This is a genomic window from Robiginitomaculum antarcticum DSM 21748 (assembly GCF_000365025.1).
In the GTDB taxonomy this organism is placed as follows: domain Bacteria; phylum Pseudomonadota; class Alphaproteobacteria; order Caulobacterales; family Maricaulaceae; genus Robiginitomaculum; species Robiginitomaculum antarcticum.
Map to the genome: position 1 here is coordinate 29,932 of NZ_KB823011.1, position 18,917 is coordinate 48,848.

The following is an 18,917-nucleotide window of genomic DNA, read 5'->3' on the forward strand; positions in this document are numbered from 1 at the left end:
ATTCCACAGCCCAAATAGGTCATTTATTTATGAAAACTTTTAGCCTCATCGCTTTCGCCGCAATTTTAGCAGCGTGTTCGGCAAAACCGGCGCCCCAAGACGCCTTTATGGACAAAATTCAAACCTATTGCGGAAAAGCCTATGCAGGTAAATTAGTGTCCACCGATACACAGGACGCCGATATGGCCGGCGCGAATATGGTCATGCATGTTCGCGAGTGCAGCGACACTGAGGTAAAGATCAGTTTTAACGTTGATGATAACCGCTCGCGGACATGGGTGATGACAGACACAGGCGAGGGCCTACGCCTGAAACACGATCACCGCCATGAAGACGGCAGCGAAGACGCGGTCACCCAATATGGCGGCGATACCGATCATCCGGGTACAGATCTTCGGCAGAATTTTCCGGTCGATCAATATTCTATCGACATGTTCAATGAAAACGGGCTTGAGGTATCGACAACGAATGTCTGGGCGTTTTATTTTGACGATGACCAAGAGACCCTGACCTATGAAATGACGCGCCCCTATAAGGTCGAGCCGAAGACGCGCCTGTTTCAGGTTCAGTTCGATATGTCCGAGGAGATCGCGACGCCCGATGCAAGCTGGGGACATGAGTAACCTTAATTGAAAGAAACCTCACCCCCTCCGCCTTCAGCCTAAAGGCTTCCTGCACCTCCCCCTCTAAAGAGGTGGCGGCCGATGTGCGACGATTTTTAGTATGAATGCCGTGTTTTACGGTCAAGGCGACCTCCACCGCCTCGGCGGGGGAGGTGGTTTTCGAACGCGAGTGAGAAAATCGGAGGGGGTGGGTCATTAAAAATACCCATAAAAAAAGCCCCGCCGGAGCGGAGCTTTCACAATAAATCTAAAAGACGTTTATTTTGGCGCGATGACCATGGTCATCATGCGGCCTTCGGTCTTGGGCTGAAATTCGACTTTCATAATCTCGTCAAAGTCTTCTTTGACGCGGTTTAGCAGATCGACACCTCTGTCCATATGGGCCATTTCGCGACCGCGGAAGCGGATGGTGACTTTGACCTTATCGCCGCGCTCCAAGAATTTGCGGATCGCGCGGCCTTTTACATCATAATCATGCGTATCGATATTCGGACGCATTTTGATTTCTTTGACCTCTTGGGTCTTTTGGCGCTTCTTAGAGGCCGCTTTTTTCTTCTGATTTTCAAAGCGGACTTTGCCGTAATCCAGAATTTTGACGACAGGAAGCTTGGGGTCAGGCGCCACTTCAACCAAATCAAGCCCGGCAGCGCGGGCTGCGTTAAGGGCATCGACAATTGAAACTTCGCCTTTTTTTTCTCCGTCCTCTGTAATCAGAAGGACGCGGGACGCCTCAATATCGGAATTGATCCGCGGTCCCTTGCGGGAGGGCGGGGCGGCAAGTGGTCTTCTAGCTATATGTAAATCTCCAAAGTGGCTTCTGACAAATGTGTTTGTATCATAGAGGGCTATATGACGCTAATCGCTTAAAATACAAGCCGCAAAGCCCGTAATGACGCGTTTTAACGCGGTTTTGACAGCAGAGTGTCGTAAAGCTGCAACACCGCGTCCTGCATTGCGGTATCTGAGAAGTTTTCCATAATATGCGCGCGTGAGGTTTTAGGCGAAAACGCCCTGGACGCCCCGTCAGTTAAAGCGGTCGCGAGCGCGGCCACATCGGACGGCGTCACCCGCGCGCCGGTCACGCCGTCAATCACGGTTTCGCGCGCCCCGCCATGGTCGCTGGCGATGACCCATTTTCCCATAGCCTGCGCTTCAGCCGCGACGCGGCCAAAGGCTTCCGGGTCGGTCGAGCAGGACAAAACGTAATCGGCGCAACTGTAAGCCACCGGCATGTCAGCGCTGTGCCCGGGAATGCGCAGGCGGTCTGTAACGCCCAGATCGTACGCTATATCCCACAGCTGCCCTACATAATCGTCGCGGCCTTGCGCGTCGCCAAGACAGACCAGAACGCTGGTTTTATCATCTGTTTGCGCCAAAGCCGCGATTGCGATTTTCTGTCCCTTCCAGCCTGTCAGCCGTCCGGGCAGGAGATAGAGAGGCGCAGAGGGCGGCACGTTCCATATCGCCCGCTGCGCGGCGATTTCTTGCGCCGAAATATGCGCCGGATCAAAGCGGGCCATATCCACGCCGCGCGCAATAACGGTGATCTTGGCCTTATCCGTGCCGTGCTCGGCGATAATGTGATCAGCGGTAAACTGAGAATTAGCGATGATGGCATCGCTGCGCGTCATAGAGGCATTATACCAGCGTTTCAGTGCTGATGTGGCATTGTAAATACCGTGATATGTCGTGACGTATTTCGCGTCTCTGGTCTTAACGGCCATCGCGCAGGACAGAGCCGGAGCGCGGCTGCGCACATGGACTATATCAATGTCAAGAGCGTCGATTAGCTGGCCGAGGCGGCTAGCATTTTGCCATATCGTGAACGGGTTTTTACTATCCACCGGCAAAAGGTGCAATATCCCGCCCGCTTCGGCCAGTTCGGCTTCCAGCCGACCGCCCGCGCTGGCGACATGGGCCTCATGCCCGGCCGCAGTGAGGGCCTGCGCAATCTCAATCGTCGTGCGCTCGACGCCGCCGGCAGACAATTGCGGAACAACTTGAAGGACTTTCATGGCTGCGCCATACAATGTGTATGTCCATTACGCTAGAAGGAGATTCTATGAGCGCTTTAAAATATTTGTACAGCGCAGATGGGTCAAAACTGGCTTATAAGCAGAGTATAGGCCGGAACACGCCGGGCTATATCTGGTGCGGGGGATTAAAGTCAGACATGGAAGGCGGCAAGGCGACAACGCTTCATGACTGGGCCGCGCGTACGGATAGACCTTATCTGCGTTTTGATTATTATGGTCACGGGGCGAGCGAAGGCCACTTCCGCGAAGGCACAATCAGCCGCTGGACGGACGACACGCTCTCTGTTTTGGATGAGTTAACCGACGGTCCGCAGATTATATTCGGCTCGTCTATGGGGGCGTGGACAGCCTTGAGGACGGCGCTTGCACGGCCAAAGCGCGTCAAAGCGCTTATTTTAATTTCACCTGCCCCGGACTTTACTGAAAAACTGATGTGGGCGCGGTTTAGCGAGACGATTCGAGCGCAAATTATGGAGGAGGGGATGTATCTCGAGCCCAGTGATTATGGTGAACCTTATGAAATTACCCGCGAGCTTATTGTTGATGGCCGGGCCAACCAGATGATGGATGCTCCCATTGATTTCTCCGGCCCCGTCCGAATTTTGCAGGGAAATGATGATATCCCGGTTCCGCCGGCCCATAGCCGCAAGCTCGTCGATCTCATCACCTCCGACGATATCACCTATACCGTTATTAAAGGCGGCGATCACAGCCTGTCCCGCCCCGATGATTTACGCCGTCTTATTGCAACGGCTGAAGAGGTCGAGGCGGTGGTTTCGGGGTAAGGCTTGAGCATGTCAGCTTTCGCTGGCCTAACAATCTCTGCAAAGCCTAAGTTCGACATGTAAGCCGAAATTCGGCAATGCAGAGACGTTGAATTGCCGGTTTTTTAGGAAGGGTTGCTAAAATTTACCAATTTAGTAAATTAAATTCAGGGGGAATTCCATGTTTAGATTTATGAAAATGATAGGAAGTGTGTTGATTATAGGCTTGCCCGTTTGTGCGCAGGCCCAAATATTACCCATGACTCCGCCAACCCTTAATGAAGCCAATGCGAAAAAAATTGGAGAAATTTCATTTGATTGTGCGGGGCTCAGCTATGGCATTTCTCAATATCTGGGGGCTAAAGCCGATGAAGATTCGAAAGCAAAGGCTAAGGATGTTCGGCGTATCGGGGCCGAGGCTGAAACTGTCACCGAATTCATGTGGGTGCTAAGAGGAGAGGATGCGCGGCATTTGAGCCAATATATAGACGGAAAAAGAATGTATTATTACAAAAAGCTGACCGAAGAAGGCGAGCAGGCGATAGCATCCGAATTAAAAAAATGTGGTGACTTTCGACAGATGCAAAGCGTTTTGGCTCAACTCGCGCCTGTTCTTGTCAAAAAAGGTGAGGTAGACTTCAGTAGTCCTTAGCGTGACATCGCCGCGGCCCGAAAATTGCATAGGCGTAAAATATCCTTAAGTCTTTTCGTCTATAACCCCCTTATTCTAACGGTGGATCGCTTCCAAAGAGGGGCGGCCACGGTCGTCTGTTTGGGCAGGGTAGTAGTTATGGCGATAAGCCAACGCTTAAAATTAAAACAGAGTCAGTCTCTGGTGATGACGCCGCAATTGCAGCAGGCTATCAAGCTGTTGCAGCTGTCCAATATTGAGCTGGCGGCTTTTGTCGAAGAACAGCTGGAAAGTAATCCGCTGCTTGAGCGCGGTACAGGCGATGAGAACCGACGCGGCGAAGAGGCGGCGCAAACATCACCTGATAGCGATTATTCCGAGATGGAATTATCCACCTCCGACGCCGCCGCCTCGGATGCGATAGACGCGCCTGATCATGCTATGGACAGCGAAGCCAGCTATGCTGAAACCAACCCGCCGGCCCCCGCCGCGGATGTGGGCGGCACGGTTGACTGGTCCAAATCCTCAAGCGCGGGCGGCAGCTTTAACAGCAGCGGCGATTATGACGCCGCGGCGAATACGGCGGCGGAGCTGACCCTACAAGACGCGCTGACCGAGCAGTTCGCTATGACGGCGCCGGATATGACCGAGCGGCTGATCGGCGCCAATCTGATCGATCACGTTGATGAAAATGGTTATTTACAAGCCAGCGTGCTTGATATTGCGATGCGCCTTGGCGTGGATATTGACCGTGTCGAGCAGGTGCTGTTGCTGATGCAAACCTTTGATCCCATTGGGGTTATGGCGCGCGATCTTCGCGAATGTCTGGCGCTGCAACTCAAAGAGCGCGGACAATTATGCCCATCCATGGAGGCGCTACTGGATAATTTGCGCCTGCTTGCGGGACATGATTTGGGCAAGCTCGCCAAATGCTGCAATGTTTCGCGCGACACGCTCAATGAGATGATCCAGAGCATTAAAAAGCTGTCGCCAAAACCGGGACTGCGTTACGGCAGTTCGGCCTCTGCCGTGGTGGAACCGGACATATTTGTGCGCGAAAAGCCCAATGGCGGCTGGGCGGTGGAACTGAATTCCGATACTTTGCCGCGCGTTTTGGTCAATTCACGCTATTATGCCGAGGTCTGCGCGCTGACCTCGGATGAGCAGACCCGCACCTTTATGAGCGAGTGTCAGGCCAATGCCAGCTGGCTGGTCAAATCCCTGGATCAACGCGCCCGCACGATACTCAAAGTCGCCAGCGAACTGGTTAAACAACAGGACGGCTTTTTCGCTTACGGTATTGACCATATGCGGCCACTTAATTTGAAACAGATTGCCGACGCCATTGAAATGCATGAATCCACCGTTAGCCGCGTGACGAGCAATAAATATATGGCGACGCCGCGCGGCACATTTGAGCTGAAATATTTCTTCACCGCCGCGATTCCCGCAATTGGCGGCGCGCCGATGCACAGCGCGGAGACCGTCCGCCATAAGATCAAAATCTTGATCAGTGAAGAGGTCGTTACCAATGTGCTGAGCGATGATAAGATTGTCGACCTACTGCGCGCACAAGGCATAGATATTGCGCGCCGCACAGTCGCCAAATACCGTGAATCAATGGGTGTACAGTCCAGCGTCGAGCGCCGCCGTCAGCTCAAGGCCGGGTCTTAGAGAACCTCGCTGGCCGGACGTTGGCGCTGCAGGATAATTGTTGTCACCATCAAGACAAGCGCGCCGATACCGGCTGTTGCCACGATCGGCAGGCTCGAGCTTTCGGGTTGCAGGCGCGCCACAACCAGCCAGCCCAGACCCCAAATTACCGGAACGGCATAGGCGGCATTGCCATGCATCAGGCGCAGGTTGAAAACGACCCAGCCCAAGGCGGCGGCGAGGCAGAGCAGGGCGATAATGAGCGCGGGCAGGCCGAGACCGACGGGACTATAGGTGCCCAGTGAAGCCCAGTTCAGCCAAATTGCCAATGAGCACCAGCCCGCAATGGCGCTGACCGGCATCCAGCATAAATAGCCCTCAATCTGCGAGAGTTCAGCCTTGCGGCGGGTGAAGATTACCGCGGCGCGGCACAAAAATAACACGGCAGGAACAAAGACAAACGCGGTCAGCCATTTGGAGACTTCCGGCTGAGGGATTGACGCGACGAGTCCCCATAGGGCGACAAATCCAAATCCACCGACGGTCAGCCAGCCTGTATCGCGGTAAATCTCTTTATCGCGATACTTAGGAAGCATTTGGATGATGCCATATGAAATGCAGCCGACAAAGATCGGAAACCAAATGGAAAACGCAATGCCCGACGGCACCAGCAAAGTATCCGTATAGTCCGACTGCTCTTGAATGGTGCGGCCAATCCCGATGAAGGACAGCGAAGAACATATCCACATAGCCGGGGCCAGAATCAGGTTCAATATACGTCGCACGAAAATCATAATACCTCTTTTTGGCAATCCCTAATTCTAGCCCAATATAGATTTCAAGGGAATTTTAAATTAAATTTTTGTCGGGCGACACGGCCTATCTGTCATGCTATTTAAAAGTTATAACAATAAGAAAGGTATATTTATGCAAGTCCAGATTGTCAGCAAAGGTATCGACGTTTCCCCCGCAATCAGTAACCGGATTAAGGACCGGCTCGAAGACATGATGGATAAATATATACACCGGGAAGGCGACGCGACCGTCGCTATATCCAAAGAGGGATCGGGCTTTAAGGTCGTCTGCGACTTAAACCTTCCCTCCGGCACGTCTATGCAGGGGCATGCTGTGTCACATGATGCATATAGCGCCGCTGATGAAGCGCTGGATCATCTTGAAAAACGTCTTCGCCGTTATAAGCGCAAGCTCAAAGATCATCACGCTGCCGCCAAGGCCGAAGCTATGGCCTATTACGTGCTGCGAGATCCGGTGGGGCGTGAAGAGGATGATGAAGACGACAATGGCGGCCTTCCGGATGAGCCGATTGTTGTCGCAGAAAATTCCACGAATATCAGAACCATGACGGTCAGTATGGCGGCTCTGGAACTGGGGCTGTCTGATATGGGCGCGGTGGTCTTTCGCAATGCGGGCCATGGCGGCGTGAATGTCGTCTTTAAACGCTCTGACGGCAATATCGGATGGATTGACCCGGACAGATAGGGCAAAATTTACCCTGTTTTTGATAATTGACGGCGCGCTTTTGGACGATTAAAGCGCGGCCAAAATCAACCTTCAAAGCCTGTTATGTCATTAGCTAAACTTTTTACGCGCGATACCGTCGTTCACAATCTTACTGTCAGCAGCAAGAAACAGCTCTTGCAGGAGCTTGTGAAAGTGGCGGCGCGGGACACCGCGCTGACCGGTTGCGGCAAAACCCGCGACCTGCTCGGCGCGGTTCTGGAGCGTGAACGCATCGGCACGACGGGAATCGGCTCCGGCGTTGCCATCCCCCATGCGCGGATCGAAAATCTGTGTAAATTATGCGCCGTTTTCGCTACGCTCGAAAAACCTATCAAATATGACGCCGTGGATGATCGCCCCGTTGATATTGCTGTGCTGCTCCTGGCTCCGGAAAATGCCGGCAGTGAGCATTTGCGCGCGCTCGCGCAGGTCAGCCGTGTTTTGCGGCGCGAAGAGTTTCGCAACCGCCTGCGCCGCGCCCCTACCGCCGAAGCCCTCTTTCTGATGCTTACCGAAGGCGTTCAAAGCTCCGCCGCTTAAGCCGCCGGCGCGCTGTAAAAGCCGCCCAAAGCCCCCTTGCACTTTACATTACCGACGCTATAACCCCCGTTCCCGTAACATACGGGCGCAGCATTGCGGGCTATAGGCATGCCCGTTTGCTCGAAAGGTAGCCCCTTTTATCGAGGGGCCAGATTTAGGAGACCGAAATGCCAAAAATGAAGACCAAGTCAGGCGCGAAAAAGCGCTTCAAACTGACGGCCAAAGGCAAAGTCAAAGCCGGTTTTGCCGGTAAACGCCATGGTATGATTAAACGTTCAAATGACCAGATTCGTAAAAAGCGCGGCACGAGAGTGCTGGCCGATTGCGATGCCAAAGTTATTCGTAAAAAATTCCTGCCAAATGGCTAACGCCAAACCCCCGATCAGTTTAGGAGTACACTATGTCACGTGTCACCCGCGGCGTTACCAAACACGCCCGCCACAAAAAAATTATCGACGCCGCCAAAGGTTATCGCGGCCGTCGTAAAAACACCTTCCGTATGGCCAATCAGGCTGTCGAAAAGGCCGGCCAATATGCTTATATCGGCCGCAAGCTGAAGAAGCGCCAGTTCCGCGCGCTTTGGATCCAGCGGATTAACGCTGCGGTTCGCGAGCACGGCCTGACCTATGGCCGCTTTATGGACGGCCTCAATAAAGCCGGTATTACAATTGACCGCAAAGTTCTGGCCGACCTGGCCATCACAGAGCCTGCTGCGTTTAAATCACTGGTCGAAACGGCCAAGAAAAATCACAGCAATCCGCATACTGTCGCTTAAACCGCGATCACAAAATACGTTAAAAGGCTCCCGGGTGGGGGCCTTTTTTCGTTATGTGAGTGATGATTTCTTTTCACGTCAACTGCAATCACCTATATATGCGTCATGAGCATCCGCAGCAAAAATTTGCTGTATAGCCTCTATCGAAGAGGCCTATATGGCGATATCTGTAGGCGCCGATGCTTTGGGGTTAGTGGCAAAGATGCCGTCCGGGCCGGGTCCCATATCCGATGACGTAATTCGAGAAATTTGCGAGCACGTTCCTCCATCCGTCTCAACTTTCATGCTTACATCCGAAATAATGGCGGATGCGATTGCTGCGCATGTCGAGAGAACCCGGCCAACAACGGTGCAGATTGTTTATCCCATAGACGCCGCGCAATCACGGCGCCTATATGCGTTAAAACTGCCTGTTAAAATTGTTCAGGTTGTTCACATTGAAAATATCAGCGCCCTCAATTCAATTGAACAATACAGTCCTTATATCGACGCGTTCCTGCTGGACTCAGGCAGGCCCGGATTGGCCACGCCGACGCTTGGCGGGACCGGGAACACACATGATTGGACGATTAGCGGCGCTTTTGTTGAAGCGAGTCCAAAGCCGGTTTTTCTGGCAGGCGGGTTAGCGGCTGATAATGTGCAAGCCGCGATAAAGGCTGTCCGGCCCTTTGGCGTGGATATATGTTCGCGCGTCAGAACCGATACTAAATTGGACAACATCAAATTAAAGGCGTTTATGAAAGCGGTGAAGTCTCTCTAATTCAGGGTGAATTGAAACAGTGCGTCGAATTATGCAGATCTAATATTTGTTTCTGAAGGATTTGTTTTCATTAGAATCAAAGGCGCCTATCAGATCTTTTTAAGTTGTTTTTTTAACCGTGCCCGAAATCACGCATAACCATTTTGGCGGGGCCGCCAATTTCTGGATGTTCGGCGGCATAGGCGCAGACGGCTTCGAAATAGCCGAGTTTTGTTCCACAATCAAAATCTTCGCCTTCATATTCGAAAGCGTGGAAAGGCTGGCTTTCCATCAGTGTCGCCATAGCGTCGGTCAACTGTATTTCCCCGCCCGCGCCTGCGGCCTGATGTTTTAAAACATCCATCACTTCAGGCTGCAAGATATAACGGCCTGTGATTTTCAGGTTGGACGGAGCATCGGCCTGAGCCGGCTTTTCGACCATGCCGGACATCTTGATCAACTTGCCGTCGCGCGCTTCTTTGCCGGACATAGGGGCTATTACGCCATAAGAGCTGACCCGCTCTACAGGCACTGCGTCAACTGCGATGATGTTACCGCCAACGGTGTTATAAGCCTCCATCATCTGGGTGAGGCAGCCCGTCTCGCTTTGGATCAGGACGTCGGGCAGCAGGATAGCAAACGCCTCGTCGCCGATAATATCGCGCGCGCACCATATGGCATGTCCAAGACCTTTGGCGGCTTGCTGGCGTACAAAGCTCATGGTTCCGGCTTCGCGAACCGTGGCTTTGACCTGCGCAAGAATAGCGTCTTTGCCTTTGGCGACCAGCGTATCTTCAAGCTCATATGCGATGTCGAAATAATCCTCTATCGCGCCTTTATTGCGCCCCGTCACAAAAACAATATGCTCAATGCCGGCGGCAAGCGCTTCATCCACCACATATTGTAGAGCCGGACGATCGACGACAGGAAGCATTTCCTTGGGTACGGTTTTCGTGGCCGGAAGAACTCGGGTGCCGAAGCCGGCAACGGGCAGAACGGCTTTGCGGACGGGACGGATAGCGCTCATCATATATTCCTCAGACTATTCAACAGTAACGGATTTCGCGAGGTTGCGGGGTTGATCGACATCTGTGCCGAGCAAAACGGCGGTGTGATACGCCAAAAGCTGTATGGCCACAGAAAGCACAATAGGGGCGGTTTGCATTGCGCAAGCGGGGCTGATGAGCACGCTATCAGCCATATGACCGGCGGCCAGAGCGCCCTCCGGATCCGTTATCAGGATAACGCGCGCGCCGCGGCTCGCCACTTCCTGCATATTGGAAATGGTTTTCTCGAAAAGCTCATCATGCGGCGCAAGGACGATAACAGGGGTGCCTTCTTCGATTAAGGCGATAGGGCCGTGTTTAAGCTCGCCCGCCGCATAACCTTCGGCATGGATATAGCTGATCTCTTTAAGCTTAAGCGCGCCTTCCAGCGCGAGCGGAAACAAAGCGCCGCGGCCCAGATAGAATGCGCTGGTCGCTTTGGATAAATCTTGCGCTAATACCTGAATATCCTCATCAAGGAGCAGAGCTTCAGACACTAAACGCGGCACTTGTGTCAGTTCGCTGCAAAGCTCAACTTCTCGGGCCTCATCAATCACGCCGCGCTGGCGCGCCGCGAGTATGGAGAGCGCCAATAATGACGTTAGTTGGGCTGTAAAAGCCTTGGTCGAGGCCACGCCGATTTCCGGTCCGGCGTTAATAGGCAAAGCCACATCGGCTTCGCGTGCCATGGTCGAGGTCATGACATTAACCAAAGCCCCTGTCTTTAGCCCCTTGGATTGACAATATCGCAGAGCCGCCAGCGTATCGGCGGTCTCTCCGGATTGCGATACGGCTAAGGCCATGCCTTTGGTGTCGAGGGCAGGGCGGCGATATCGGAACTCGGAAGCTATATCGATTTCGCAGGGCAATTCCGCGATTTGCTCGAACCAGTATTTAGCCACATGCCCGGCATAGCTGGCTGTCCCGCAGGCGATAATGGTGAGGCGGGAAACATCTTTGAAATCCAGGCCTTCGAGTGAAACCGCCTGATGATTAAACGCGTCGATATAGTGAGTGAGGGCGTGCCCTACAGTTTCGGGTTGCTCGTGGATTTCCTTTAGCATGTAATGACGATAATTTCCCTTTTTAGCTGCGGCGAGGCTTCCCGATGTATGGGTGACCGGCCGCACAACAGGGTTATCGTCTGCGTCAAAAATGTCGATTTTGTGTTGGGTAATAACCGCCCAGTCACCTTCTTCGAGATAGATAATATCGCGCGACAGGGAGGCCAAAGCAATCGCGTCCGAGCCGATATAATTCTCTCCGTCACCCAAGCCTATTGCCAGCGGACTGCCGCGGCGCGCCGCATAGATATGCCCGTCCAGCCCGTCGATAATGATCCCCAAAGCAAATGCGCCAGAGAGTTTTTTAAGGGTTTTGCGAAACGCCTCAATCGGCTCGGCGCCCAGCGTGATTTCGTGATCGATAAGATGTGCAACGACTTCGGTGTCGGTCTCCGTAACAAATTCACGCTGGCCTTTAAAGCTCTCCCGGAGCGCCGTGAAATTTTCGATAATGCCGTTATGAACGACGCCGACAGTACCGGCAAAATGAGGATGCGCGTTATTTTCTGTCGGCGCACCATGTGTGGCCCAGCGTGTATGGGCAATACCAATATTACCATCGATGGGATGGGATTGCAGGCGCGATTGCAGCGCTATAATTTTGCCTTTTGCACGGCTGCGCAACAATTTGCTATCTTTCAGAACGGCGATTCCTGAACTGTCATATCCGCGATACTCAAGGCGTTTAAGGCCTTCGATCAAGCGGTCTGCGACTGTGTCTTGGCCCACAATGCCGATAATTCCACACATATTATTATCCTAGTTAAACGACATAACAACGCAATTCCTATATAACCTCCCCTTATGCAAGTCTTATACAACATTGCCTGCACCATCGGTACTATTAGGGCATATTATTCCCAATCTGCATAAAATTGACCTATTTATATTCCAATAGATGGCTTATTAGGGTGTCAATCAAGAGTCTATGACACAATATGCGGGCAATTGGCACAAAGGATAATTTCACATATGGGCAAGAAATATTTCGGAACGGACGGTATTCGCGGCAAAGCCAATGAAGGCGTCATGCGCCCGCGCGAAATTATGACATTGGGTATGGCCGCCGGTAAGTATTTTCTTGGTGATGAGACCCGCCGCCATAGCGTGGTTATCGGTAAAGATACGCGCCTGTCCGGATATATGATCGAGCCGGCACTTGTCGCGGGGCTAACCTCAGTAGGCATGGATGTACGACTGTTCGGGCCCCTGCCGACGCCCGGCGTTGCTATGATGACGCGCTCGCTTCGGGCTGATATGGGCATTATGATTACGGCCTCCCACAATGCCTATCATGATAATGGCATCAAGTTTTTCGGCCCTGACGGGCGTAAATTATCGGATGCCGCTGAAGCGAAAATTGAAGAGCTCATGCATGAGGGCCTAAAAGAAGGTTTGGCAGGCAGTTACGAACTGGGCAAAGCTAAACGCTATGATAATGCACAGTCGCGATATATCGAAATTGTTAAAGCGACATTCCCGCGTCGTATGCGGCTCGATAATTTACGCATTGTCGTTGATTGCGCAAATGGCGCGGCTTACCGGACGGCGCCCGCAACATTATGGGAGCTCGGCGCGAAAGAGGTCATTACGCTTGGCGTAAACCCCAATGGTATTAATATCAATAATGGCTGTGGCTCGACCGATACAACACCGCTTTCCGAAGCTGTTATCAATAGCGGCGCGGATGTCGGCATCGCGTTGGACGGTGACGCAGACCGCCTTATTATGTGTGATGAGAAAGGCCGTATTATTGACGGCGATCAGCTTTTGGCGCTGATGGGCAAGGGCTGGAAAGAGACGGAACAACTCGCGCGCGACGGTATTGTCGCCACGGTTATGTCTAATCTGGGTCTGGAGCGTTTCTTAGCAAATGAGAAATTAGAACTTGTACGCACGCCGGTCGGTGACCGCTATGTGGCGGCGCGTATGCGCAAGGACGGCTATAATATTGGCGGTGAGCAGTCAGGGCACCTTTTAATGACGGATTTTGCGCCTACAGGCGACGGTACGATTGCCGCGCTGCAAGTGCTGGCCGAGATCGTACGGCAAAACCGCCCTGCATCGGAGGTTCTCAACCTATTCGACCCCGTGCCGCAGCGCCTCAAAAATGTGCGTTATTCCGGCGAAAGTCCGCTCATGAACGATGACGTCCAATCCGCAATTTCCGATGCGTCATCGACTATGGGCAAGTCCGGGCGCATTCTCGTGCGCGCTTCGGGCACAGAACCGCTAATACGTGTCATGGCCGAGGGCGATGATATGGGCCTCGTCGAGCGTTTGACTGACGAACTGTGTGATTACATCGCGCGGGCATGATGCGCTCAAATTTAATCTGTGTCGGGGCGTCCGATTGAGGTATAGTCAAACCCAATCGATTTCATCTCTGCCGGGCTGTAAATATTGCGCAAATCAACCAGTATCGGCGTTTTAAGACTGTCTTTCACGCGGCTAAAATCCAGAGCGCGGAACTGATCCCATTCCGTGATAATAGCCATCGCGTCAGCGCCGGCAATGCAGTCATAGGCGCTGACGCCGTATTCAACATTGTCCAGCATATGAGCCGCTTCCTTCATGGCTTCGGGATCATAGGCGCGAATTTTTGCGCCCGCTTTTTGCAGTGCAGGGATAATATCCAGACTGGGCGCGTCGCGCATATCGTCCGTATTGGGCTTGAACGCCAGGCCTAAAATAGCAATGGTTTTACCGGAGACGTCGCCGCCCATTGCCGCGATGATTTTGCCGGCCATCGCTTTTTTGCGGTCTTTATTAACCTGCTCAACCGCTTCAACAATTTTAAGCGGCGCGCCATAGTCCTGCGCGGTTTTGACAATCGCCAGCGTATCTTTGGGGAAGCATGAGCCGCCATAACCCGGCCCGGCATTGAGAAATTTACGCCCAATCCGTCCGTCCAGTCCGATGCCGCGCGAGACTTCCTGTACATTCGCGCCGACTTTTTCGCAAAGCTCCGCCACTTCATTAATGAAGGTAATCTTGGTCGCCAAAAAGGCATTGCCCGCATATTTAATCAGCTCGGATGTGCGCCGGTTGGTAAACAGCATCGGCGTTTCGTTCAGATAGAGCGGACGGTAGAGTTTTTTCATCAGCGCGACAGCGCGCTCATCATCTGTCCCGACAACGACGCGGTCAGGACGTTTAAAATCAGTGATCGCGGCGCCTTCGCGCAAAAATTCGGGATTGGACACAACGGCAAAATCAGCATCGGGCCGGGCTTTGCGGATAATGGCCTCAACTTCGTCGCCGGTACCGACGGGGACGGTAGATTTAGTGACGATCATCGTAAAGCCGTCGATCACTTTGGCGATATCTTCGGCGGCCGCGTAAACATAGGACAGATCGGCATGGCCGTCTCCGCGCCGTGACGGCGTGCCCACAGCGATAAAGACGGCATCGGCCTCGCGCACGGCCTCTTCAATCTCTGTTGTAAAGAACAGGCGCTTCTCACGCACGTTTTTCGCGACAAGGTTTTCCAGCCCCGGCTCATAAATCGGCACGCCGCCCTCATTTAGGATCTTAATTTTATCAGGATTTTTATCGACGCAGGTCACAGTGTGACCAAAATCTGCAAAACACACGCCGGAGACTAATCCGACATACCCTGTTCCAATCATCGCTACGCGCATAATTCACCTTAAAATAAATTCTCACTTCGACTAGCAAAGCTTGGCGCAATTGCAAAGCACTACGATATGACTGATATGTAAACTGGACCGAAATAGTTAGATACGCTGATGATTATTCCCCCGCAAGATAAAGGCTGGATGGCCGCAATCGGGTCGCAACTGCCCATTGTGCTCACGATAGCCTATCTCGTGCCGATTTGGGGCGGGCTGAGGCTTTTGCAACAGAGCGTTATCGGGGATGAGCGCGCCGTGCTGGCTGCAATCGTTCTTTTTGGCGGGGCGGCGCTGCTCTTATTTGTTGTCACATTTATCCATGAAATGGGCCACGCTATCGCCGCATGGGGCGTCGGGCACAAGGTCCATTTTATCTGTGTCGGCCCCTTTGGCGTCTCGCCTGCGCAGATGAAACTTACGCGTATAGGCGATGCGCCTGACCGTGAATATGCGGGCTTTGTCGCTTCCACCCCGAAATGGGGACAGTTTCGGCGTGGGGCTGCAATATGGGTCAGCGCGGGCGGGGCCATGGCCACGGCTGCGTGCGCCATCATTATTTATATGGCCGCGCAGAGCGTCCCCGATCTCATGCTCGGCCTGTCGCTGATCGCTCTGGCATTTCTGATCGACGCCATCGTTAACCTCATCCCGCTCATTTGGGACGGGCGCAGCGCCAGTGACGGGCTTCATATTTGGCAATATATGGCCGGATATAGACCCGGCCCGGAGAGCTGGGCGGCCACACGGCTTAACTATATTCCGCCCGGCCTAGCTTTAACCGATGATGAGGAATGGGCACGCATATCTGTCTCCAGCGGGCCTTTCATGCGCGCGCCTGCAATGGTTAAGCTCATTATGCGTGAAGCGCAGCGGCGAGCAGAAACGGCCGTCCTGTCCAAATTCTAGCCTGCGCGGACACCGCGCCAACCGCGCGCCGTGCTTTACTTCACGCCTGCGCTCCTATAGCGCCGCACATTACTGCGCATAAGGCGCAGCAGGCCGGACGCATAATGTGCAAAAGGCCCCGCGCAACATGCGCACAGCCCCCGCGCAACAGAAAGCGTCTATGTCCGAATCTACGATGAAATTCTCCGATTTTAACCTTGCCGAGCCCTTAGCGCTCGCCCTGAAAGAGCAGGGCTATACGACCCCGACGCCGATCCAGGCGCAGTCCATCCCGTTTGTTATGGCCGGGCACGATGTGCTCGGCGTCGCGCAGACCGGCACCGGCAAAACCGCCAGTTTCGCGCTGCCCGTCCTGCACCATATTTTCACGAACCCAAAGATAGCGCCCAAACGCGGCTGCCGCGTGCTTGTCCTTGCGCCGACGCGCGAACTGGCCTCGCAGATCGCCGTGTCGTTTGAAACTTACGGCTCGCATATGCCAATTGATATTCAGGCCATTTATGGCGGGGTGTCGATCCAGCGCCAGATTAAGAAAGTCGTCTCGGGCAATGACGTGATCGTCGCGACGCCCGGACGCCTGATTGATCTGATCGATCAAAAATTACTGACGCTAAAAGATGTCGAAGTGTTGATTCTCGACGAAGCCGACCAGATGATGGATATGGGCTTCATCCACGCGCTTCGTAAAATTGCCGCGCTTGTCCCGAAACAGCGCCAGACTTTGTTCTTCTCAGCCACCATGCCGGGCAAGATCAAAAAGCTCGGCGAGCAGTTCTTAACCGATCCCAAGCGCGTTTCTGTGTCGCCTGAGAGCACCACGGCTGAGCGCGTCATCCAAACAGTGATATTTGTCAATCAGGGTGAGAAGCTGGCCCTGCTCGCTAACACTTTAAACACCGATATTGTCGACCGCGCTCTGGTCTTTACCCGCACCAAACACGGCGCCGACCGCGTTGTTAAAAAACTGTGGCAGGCGGGCATAGACAGCGTCGCCATTCACGGCAATAAAAGCCAGGGACAGCGCAAACGCGCCCTGGATATGTTCCGCGACGGCACGGTTAAAGTCATGATTGCCACCGATGTTGCGGCGCGCGGCATTGATATTGAAGGCATTAGCCACGTCATTAATTACGAGCTGCCCAATGTGCCCGAGCAATATGTCCACCGTATTGGCCGCACCGCCCGCGCCGGACGCGAGGGCCGCGCTATTGCCTATTGCGCCAAGGATGAGCGCGCCTACCTCAAAGATATCGAAAAACAGATTAAACAGCGCATTGATGTTGAAGAGCTGCCGGAGAATTTCCTCATGGAAGTGGCGCGGATCAAATCCTTGCCTCCGCCCTCAAGCCGCCCGCCATCAGCAGCAGGCGTGCAGTCCGAAACGCCGTCAAAACGCTCAGGCCGCGGTAAAAGCCGCAATAAAAACCGTGATCGCAAGCCTGCGGATAAGGGCGCGCTGCGCGCTAAACCTGACGGCGATAACTCCGGCCGGTCTAAATCCGGCGGCGGTTATAAAGGCAAGTCATCTTCTTCTTCTCAGGGCGGACGCTCCAAAGGGCCGCGCAATGACGAGCAGGGTTTTCGCAAACGCAAACCTAAATCGGAACGCAGCGACGGCGACAGCAGCAGCGCAGACGCCCGTCCAGCGCGCGAACCTCGGCCTTATATAAAGGCGGGAGAGAGCTCAAAATCTGCCGATAAAAAACCGGACGGCTCTCAAAGTGAGGCCAAAAAGGGTGACTTTAAATTTAACCGCAAACCGCGCAGCTCAGGCGGTAAGCCTAAACCCGGTTCAAGTTCCGGCTCGGGGCGAAGCCCGGATAAGCGCGGGCCGGGAAGCCGTCCGCGTAATGCCGGCGGCGGGAAAAGCCGCGCCCCCAGACCGCCGAAAAGCTAAACTCGCGCTTTGCATTCGCGTCTAAAATGCTTAAACCGCCTTTAGCACAGAGGGCGGATTATGCAGCATTTACGTAAACGGATTTTGGTCACGGGCGGCGCAGGGTTTCTGGGCAGCCATCTCTGCGAAGCCCTGCTGGCGACCGGCGCGGACGTCATCTGTCTGGATAATCTGTTTTGCGGGCAAAAAGACAATATTGTCCACCTTATGGACAATCCGTTTTTCGAATTCATCCGCCATGACGTGACCTTTCCGATCTATCTGGAAGTTGACGAGATTTACAATCTGGCCTGTCCTGCCAGCCCTTTTCATTACCAGCACGACCCCGTCCAGACCCTTAAAACATCGGTTCACGGCGCGATTAATATGCTCGGCCTCGCAAAGCGCTTAAACGCCAAGATTTTTCAAGCCAGCACGTCGGAAGTCTATGGCGATCCCAATATTCATCCGCAGGTCGAAAGCTATTTCGGCAATGTCAATCCAATCGGCGTGCGCGCCTGTTATGACGAAGGTAAACGCGCTGCCGAGACGCTGTTTTTTGACTATCACCGACAGCATGATCTGGATATTCGCGTGGCGCGTATTTTCAACACTTACGGGCCGCGCATGCATCCTAATGACGGGCGCGTGGTCTCTAACTTTATCGTCCAGGCGCTAAAAGGCCAGCCCATTACCGTCTTTGGCGACGGCAGCCAGACGCGCAGCTTTTGCTATGTCTCCGATTTGATTGCAGGCTTTCAAGCCTTTATGGCGCAGGATAAAGAAATCGGCCCGATGAATATGGGCAACCCGAATGAGTTTACCATACGCGAACTGGCTGAGACCGTGGTGGAGCTTACAGGCGCAAAGTCCACGCTGACGTTCAAAGACCTTCCGTCGGATGACCCAAAACAACGCCAGCCCGACATCAGCAAAGCCAAAGCTGCTTTGAGCTGGGAGCCGAAAGTCCAGCTCCGCGAAGGCCTGGGAAAAACCATTGCCTATTTCGACGACCTCTTGTCGCGCACGGATTTGAACCGGATCGAGACGCCGGGCTAACGGTCATCTTTCGCGTTTCGAGTATAATCGACGTCGGGCGTTGTTA

At 53.6% G+C, this 18,917-nt stretch carries 19 protein-coding genes; 13 read left to right on the plus strand and 6 right to left on the minus strand.

The features are described from left to right. Nucleotides 1-29: 29 nt before the first annotated feature. Complete coding sequence (locus tag H142_RS0100155; protein WP_017930063.1) at nt 30-623, plus strand: hypothetical protein; 594 nt, start codon at nt 30-32, stop codon at nt 621-623. Nucleotides 624-881: 258 nt separating this feature from the next. Here H142_RS0100155 and infC read toward each other — a convergent pair whose 3' ends face one another. Both infC and H142_RS0100165 read right to left on the minus strand, forming a co-directional pair. Then, a complete protein-coding gene (infC, locus tag H142_RS0100160; protein ID WP_026147659.1) occupies nt 882-1,418 on the minus strand; it encodes a translation initiation factor IF-3 in 537 nt (178 codons plus the stop codon). Between the two features lie 104 nt (nt 1,419-1,522). Further along, nucleotides 1,523-2,638 (minus strand): glycosyltransferase family 4 protein, encoded by a 1,116-nt coding sequence (locus H142_RS0100165; RefSeq protein ID WP_017930065.1) that lies wholly within the window; start codon nt 2,636-2,638, stop codon nt 1,523-1,525. A gap of 47 nt (nt 2,639-2,685) precedes the next feature. Here H142_RS0100165 and H142_RS0100170 point away from each other — a divergent pair, with 47 nt between their 5' ends. From H142_RS0100170 to rpoN, 3 genes are all read left to right on the plus strand, one after another. After that, entirely contained in the window at nt 2,686-3,444 is a 759-nt protein-coding gene (locus H142_RS0100170) for an alpha/beta fold hydrolase (protein WP_017930066.1), read from the plus strand. Nucleotides 3,445-3,604: 160 nt separating this feature from the next. Then, nucleotides 3,605-4,075: a hypothetical protein gene (locus tag H142_RS0100175; protein WP_017930067.1), complete on the plus strand. Its 471-nt coding sequence runs from the start codon at nt 3,605-3,607 to the stop codon at nt 4,073-4,075. 138 nt (nt 4,076-4,213) lie between these two features. Next, a complete protein-coding gene (gene rpoN, locus H142_RS0100180; RefSeq protein ID WP_017930068.1) occupies nt 4,214-5,728 on the plus strand; it encodes an RNA polymerase factor sigma-54 in 1,515 nt (504 codons plus the stop codon). On the opposite strand, the gene H142_RS0100185 is transcribed toward rpoN, so the two are convergent. Continuing rightward, a complete protein-coding gene (locus H142_RS0100185) occupies nt 5,725-6,501 on the minus strand; it encodes a hypothetical protein (RefSeq protein WP_017930069.1) in 777 nt (258 codons plus the stop codon). The two genes, rpoN and H142_RS0100185, sit on opposite strands and share 4 nt — an antisense overlap. 133 nt (nt 6,502-6,634) lie before the next feature. Between H142_RS0100185 and hpf the strand changes: the two genes are divergently transcribed. The 5 genes from hpf to H142_RS0100210 all read left to right on the plus strand — a co-directional run bounded on the left by hpf (nt 6,635) and on the right by H142_RS0100210 (nt 9,303). Next, nucleotides 6,635-7,207, plus strand: a complete 573-nt coding sequence (hpf, locus tag H142_RS0100190) for a ribosome hibernation-promoting factor, HPF/YfiA family (protein WP_026147660.1) — start codon at nt 6,635-6,637, stop codon at nt 7,205-7,207. Nucleotides 7,208-7,291: 84 nt separating this feature from the next. Continuing rightward, a complete protein-coding gene (locus H142_RS0100195) occupies nt 7,292-7,768 on the plus strand; it encodes a PTS sugar transporter subunit IIA (protein ID WP_017930071.1) in 477 nt (158 codons plus the stop codon). 167 nt (nt 7,769-7,935) lie between these two features. Beyond that, nucleotides 7,936-8,136, plus strand: coding sequence for a 50S ribosomal protein L35 (gene rpmI, locus H142_RS0100200; protein ID WP_017930072.1), 201 nt, complete (start codon nt 7,936-7,938; stop codon nt 8,134-8,136). A 32-nt stretch (nt 8,137-8,168) separates the two neighbouring features. Further along, the gene (rplT, locus tag H142_RS0100205) at nt 8,169-8,543 is read left to right on the plus strand and encodes a 50S ribosomal protein L20 (RefSeq protein ID WP_017930073.1); all 375 of its coding nucleotides are present in this window, start codon (nt 8,169-8,171) and stop codon (nt 8,541-8,543) included. A gap of 124 nt (nt 8,544-8,667) precedes the next feature. Next, nucleotides 8,668-9,303 (plus strand): phosphoribosylanthranilate isomerase, encoded by a 636-nt coding sequence (locus H142_RS0100210; protein WP_026147661.1) that lies wholly within the window; start codon nt 8,668-8,670, stop codon nt 9,301-9,303. Between the two features lie 112 nt (nt 9,304-9,415). Here H142_RS0100210 and galU read toward each other — a convergent pair whose 3' ends face one another. Beyond that, nucleotides 9,416-10,312, minus strand: a complete 897-nt coding sequence (gene galU / locus H142_RS0100215; RefSeq protein ID WP_017930075.1) for a UTP--glucose-1-phosphate uridylyltransferase GalU — start codon at nt 10,310-10,312, stop codon at nt 9,416-9,418. Between the two features lie 12 nt (nt 10,313-10,324). Beyond that, nucleotides 10,325-12,142: a glutamine--fructose-6-phosphate transaminase (isomerizing) gene (gene glmS / locus H142_RS0100220; RefSeq protein ID WP_017930076.1), complete on the minus strand. Its 1,818-nt coding sequence runs from the start codon at nt 12,140-12,142 to the stop codon at nt 10,325-10,327. A gap of 222 nt (nt 12,143-12,364) precedes the next feature. Between glmS and glmM the strand changes: the two genes are divergently transcribed. After that, nucleotides 12,365-13,711, plus strand: a complete 1,347-nt coding sequence (glmM, locus tag H142_RS0100225; protein ID WP_017930077.1) for a phosphoglucosamine mutase — start codon at nt 12,365-12,367, stop codon at nt 13,709-13,711. A gap of 11 nt (nt 13,712-13,722) precedes the next feature. On the opposite strand, the gene H142_RS0100230 is transcribed toward glmM, so the two are convergent. Further along, nucleotides 13,723-15,036 (minus strand): UDP-glucose dehydrogenase family protein, encoded by a 1,314-nt coding sequence (locus H142_RS0100230; protein ID WP_026147662.1) that lies wholly within the window; start codon nt 15,034-15,036, stop codon nt 13,723-13,725. A 108-nt stretch (nt 15,037-15,144) separates the two neighbouring features. Here H142_RS0100230 and H142_RS0100235 point away from each other — a divergent pair, with 108 nt between their 5' ends. The 3 genes from H142_RS0100235 to H142_RS0100245 all read left to right on the plus strand — a co-directional run bounded on the left by H142_RS0100235 (nt 15,145) and on the right by H142_RS0100245 (nt 18,871). Beyond that, nucleotides 15,145-15,936: a zinc metalloprotease gene (locus tag H142_RS0100235; RefSeq protein WP_017930079.1), complete on the plus strand. Its 792-nt coding sequence runs from the start codon at nt 15,145-15,147 to the stop codon at nt 15,934-15,936. A gap of 160 nt (nt 15,937-16,096) precedes the next feature. Further along, the gene (locus tag H142_RS13685; protein WP_083898954.1) at nt 16,097-17,833 is read left to right on the plus strand and encodes a DEAD/DEAH box helicase; all 1,737 of its coding nucleotides are present in this window, start codon (nt 16,097-16,099) and stop codon (nt 17,831-17,833) included. 60 nt (nt 17,834-17,893) lie between these two features. Beyond that, a complete protein-coding gene (locus H142_RS0100245) occupies nt 17,894-18,871 on the plus strand; it encodes a UDP-glucuronic acid decarboxylase family protein (protein ID WP_017930081.1) in 978 nt (325 codons plus the stop codon). Nucleotides 18,872-18,917: the final 46 nt, after the last annotated feature.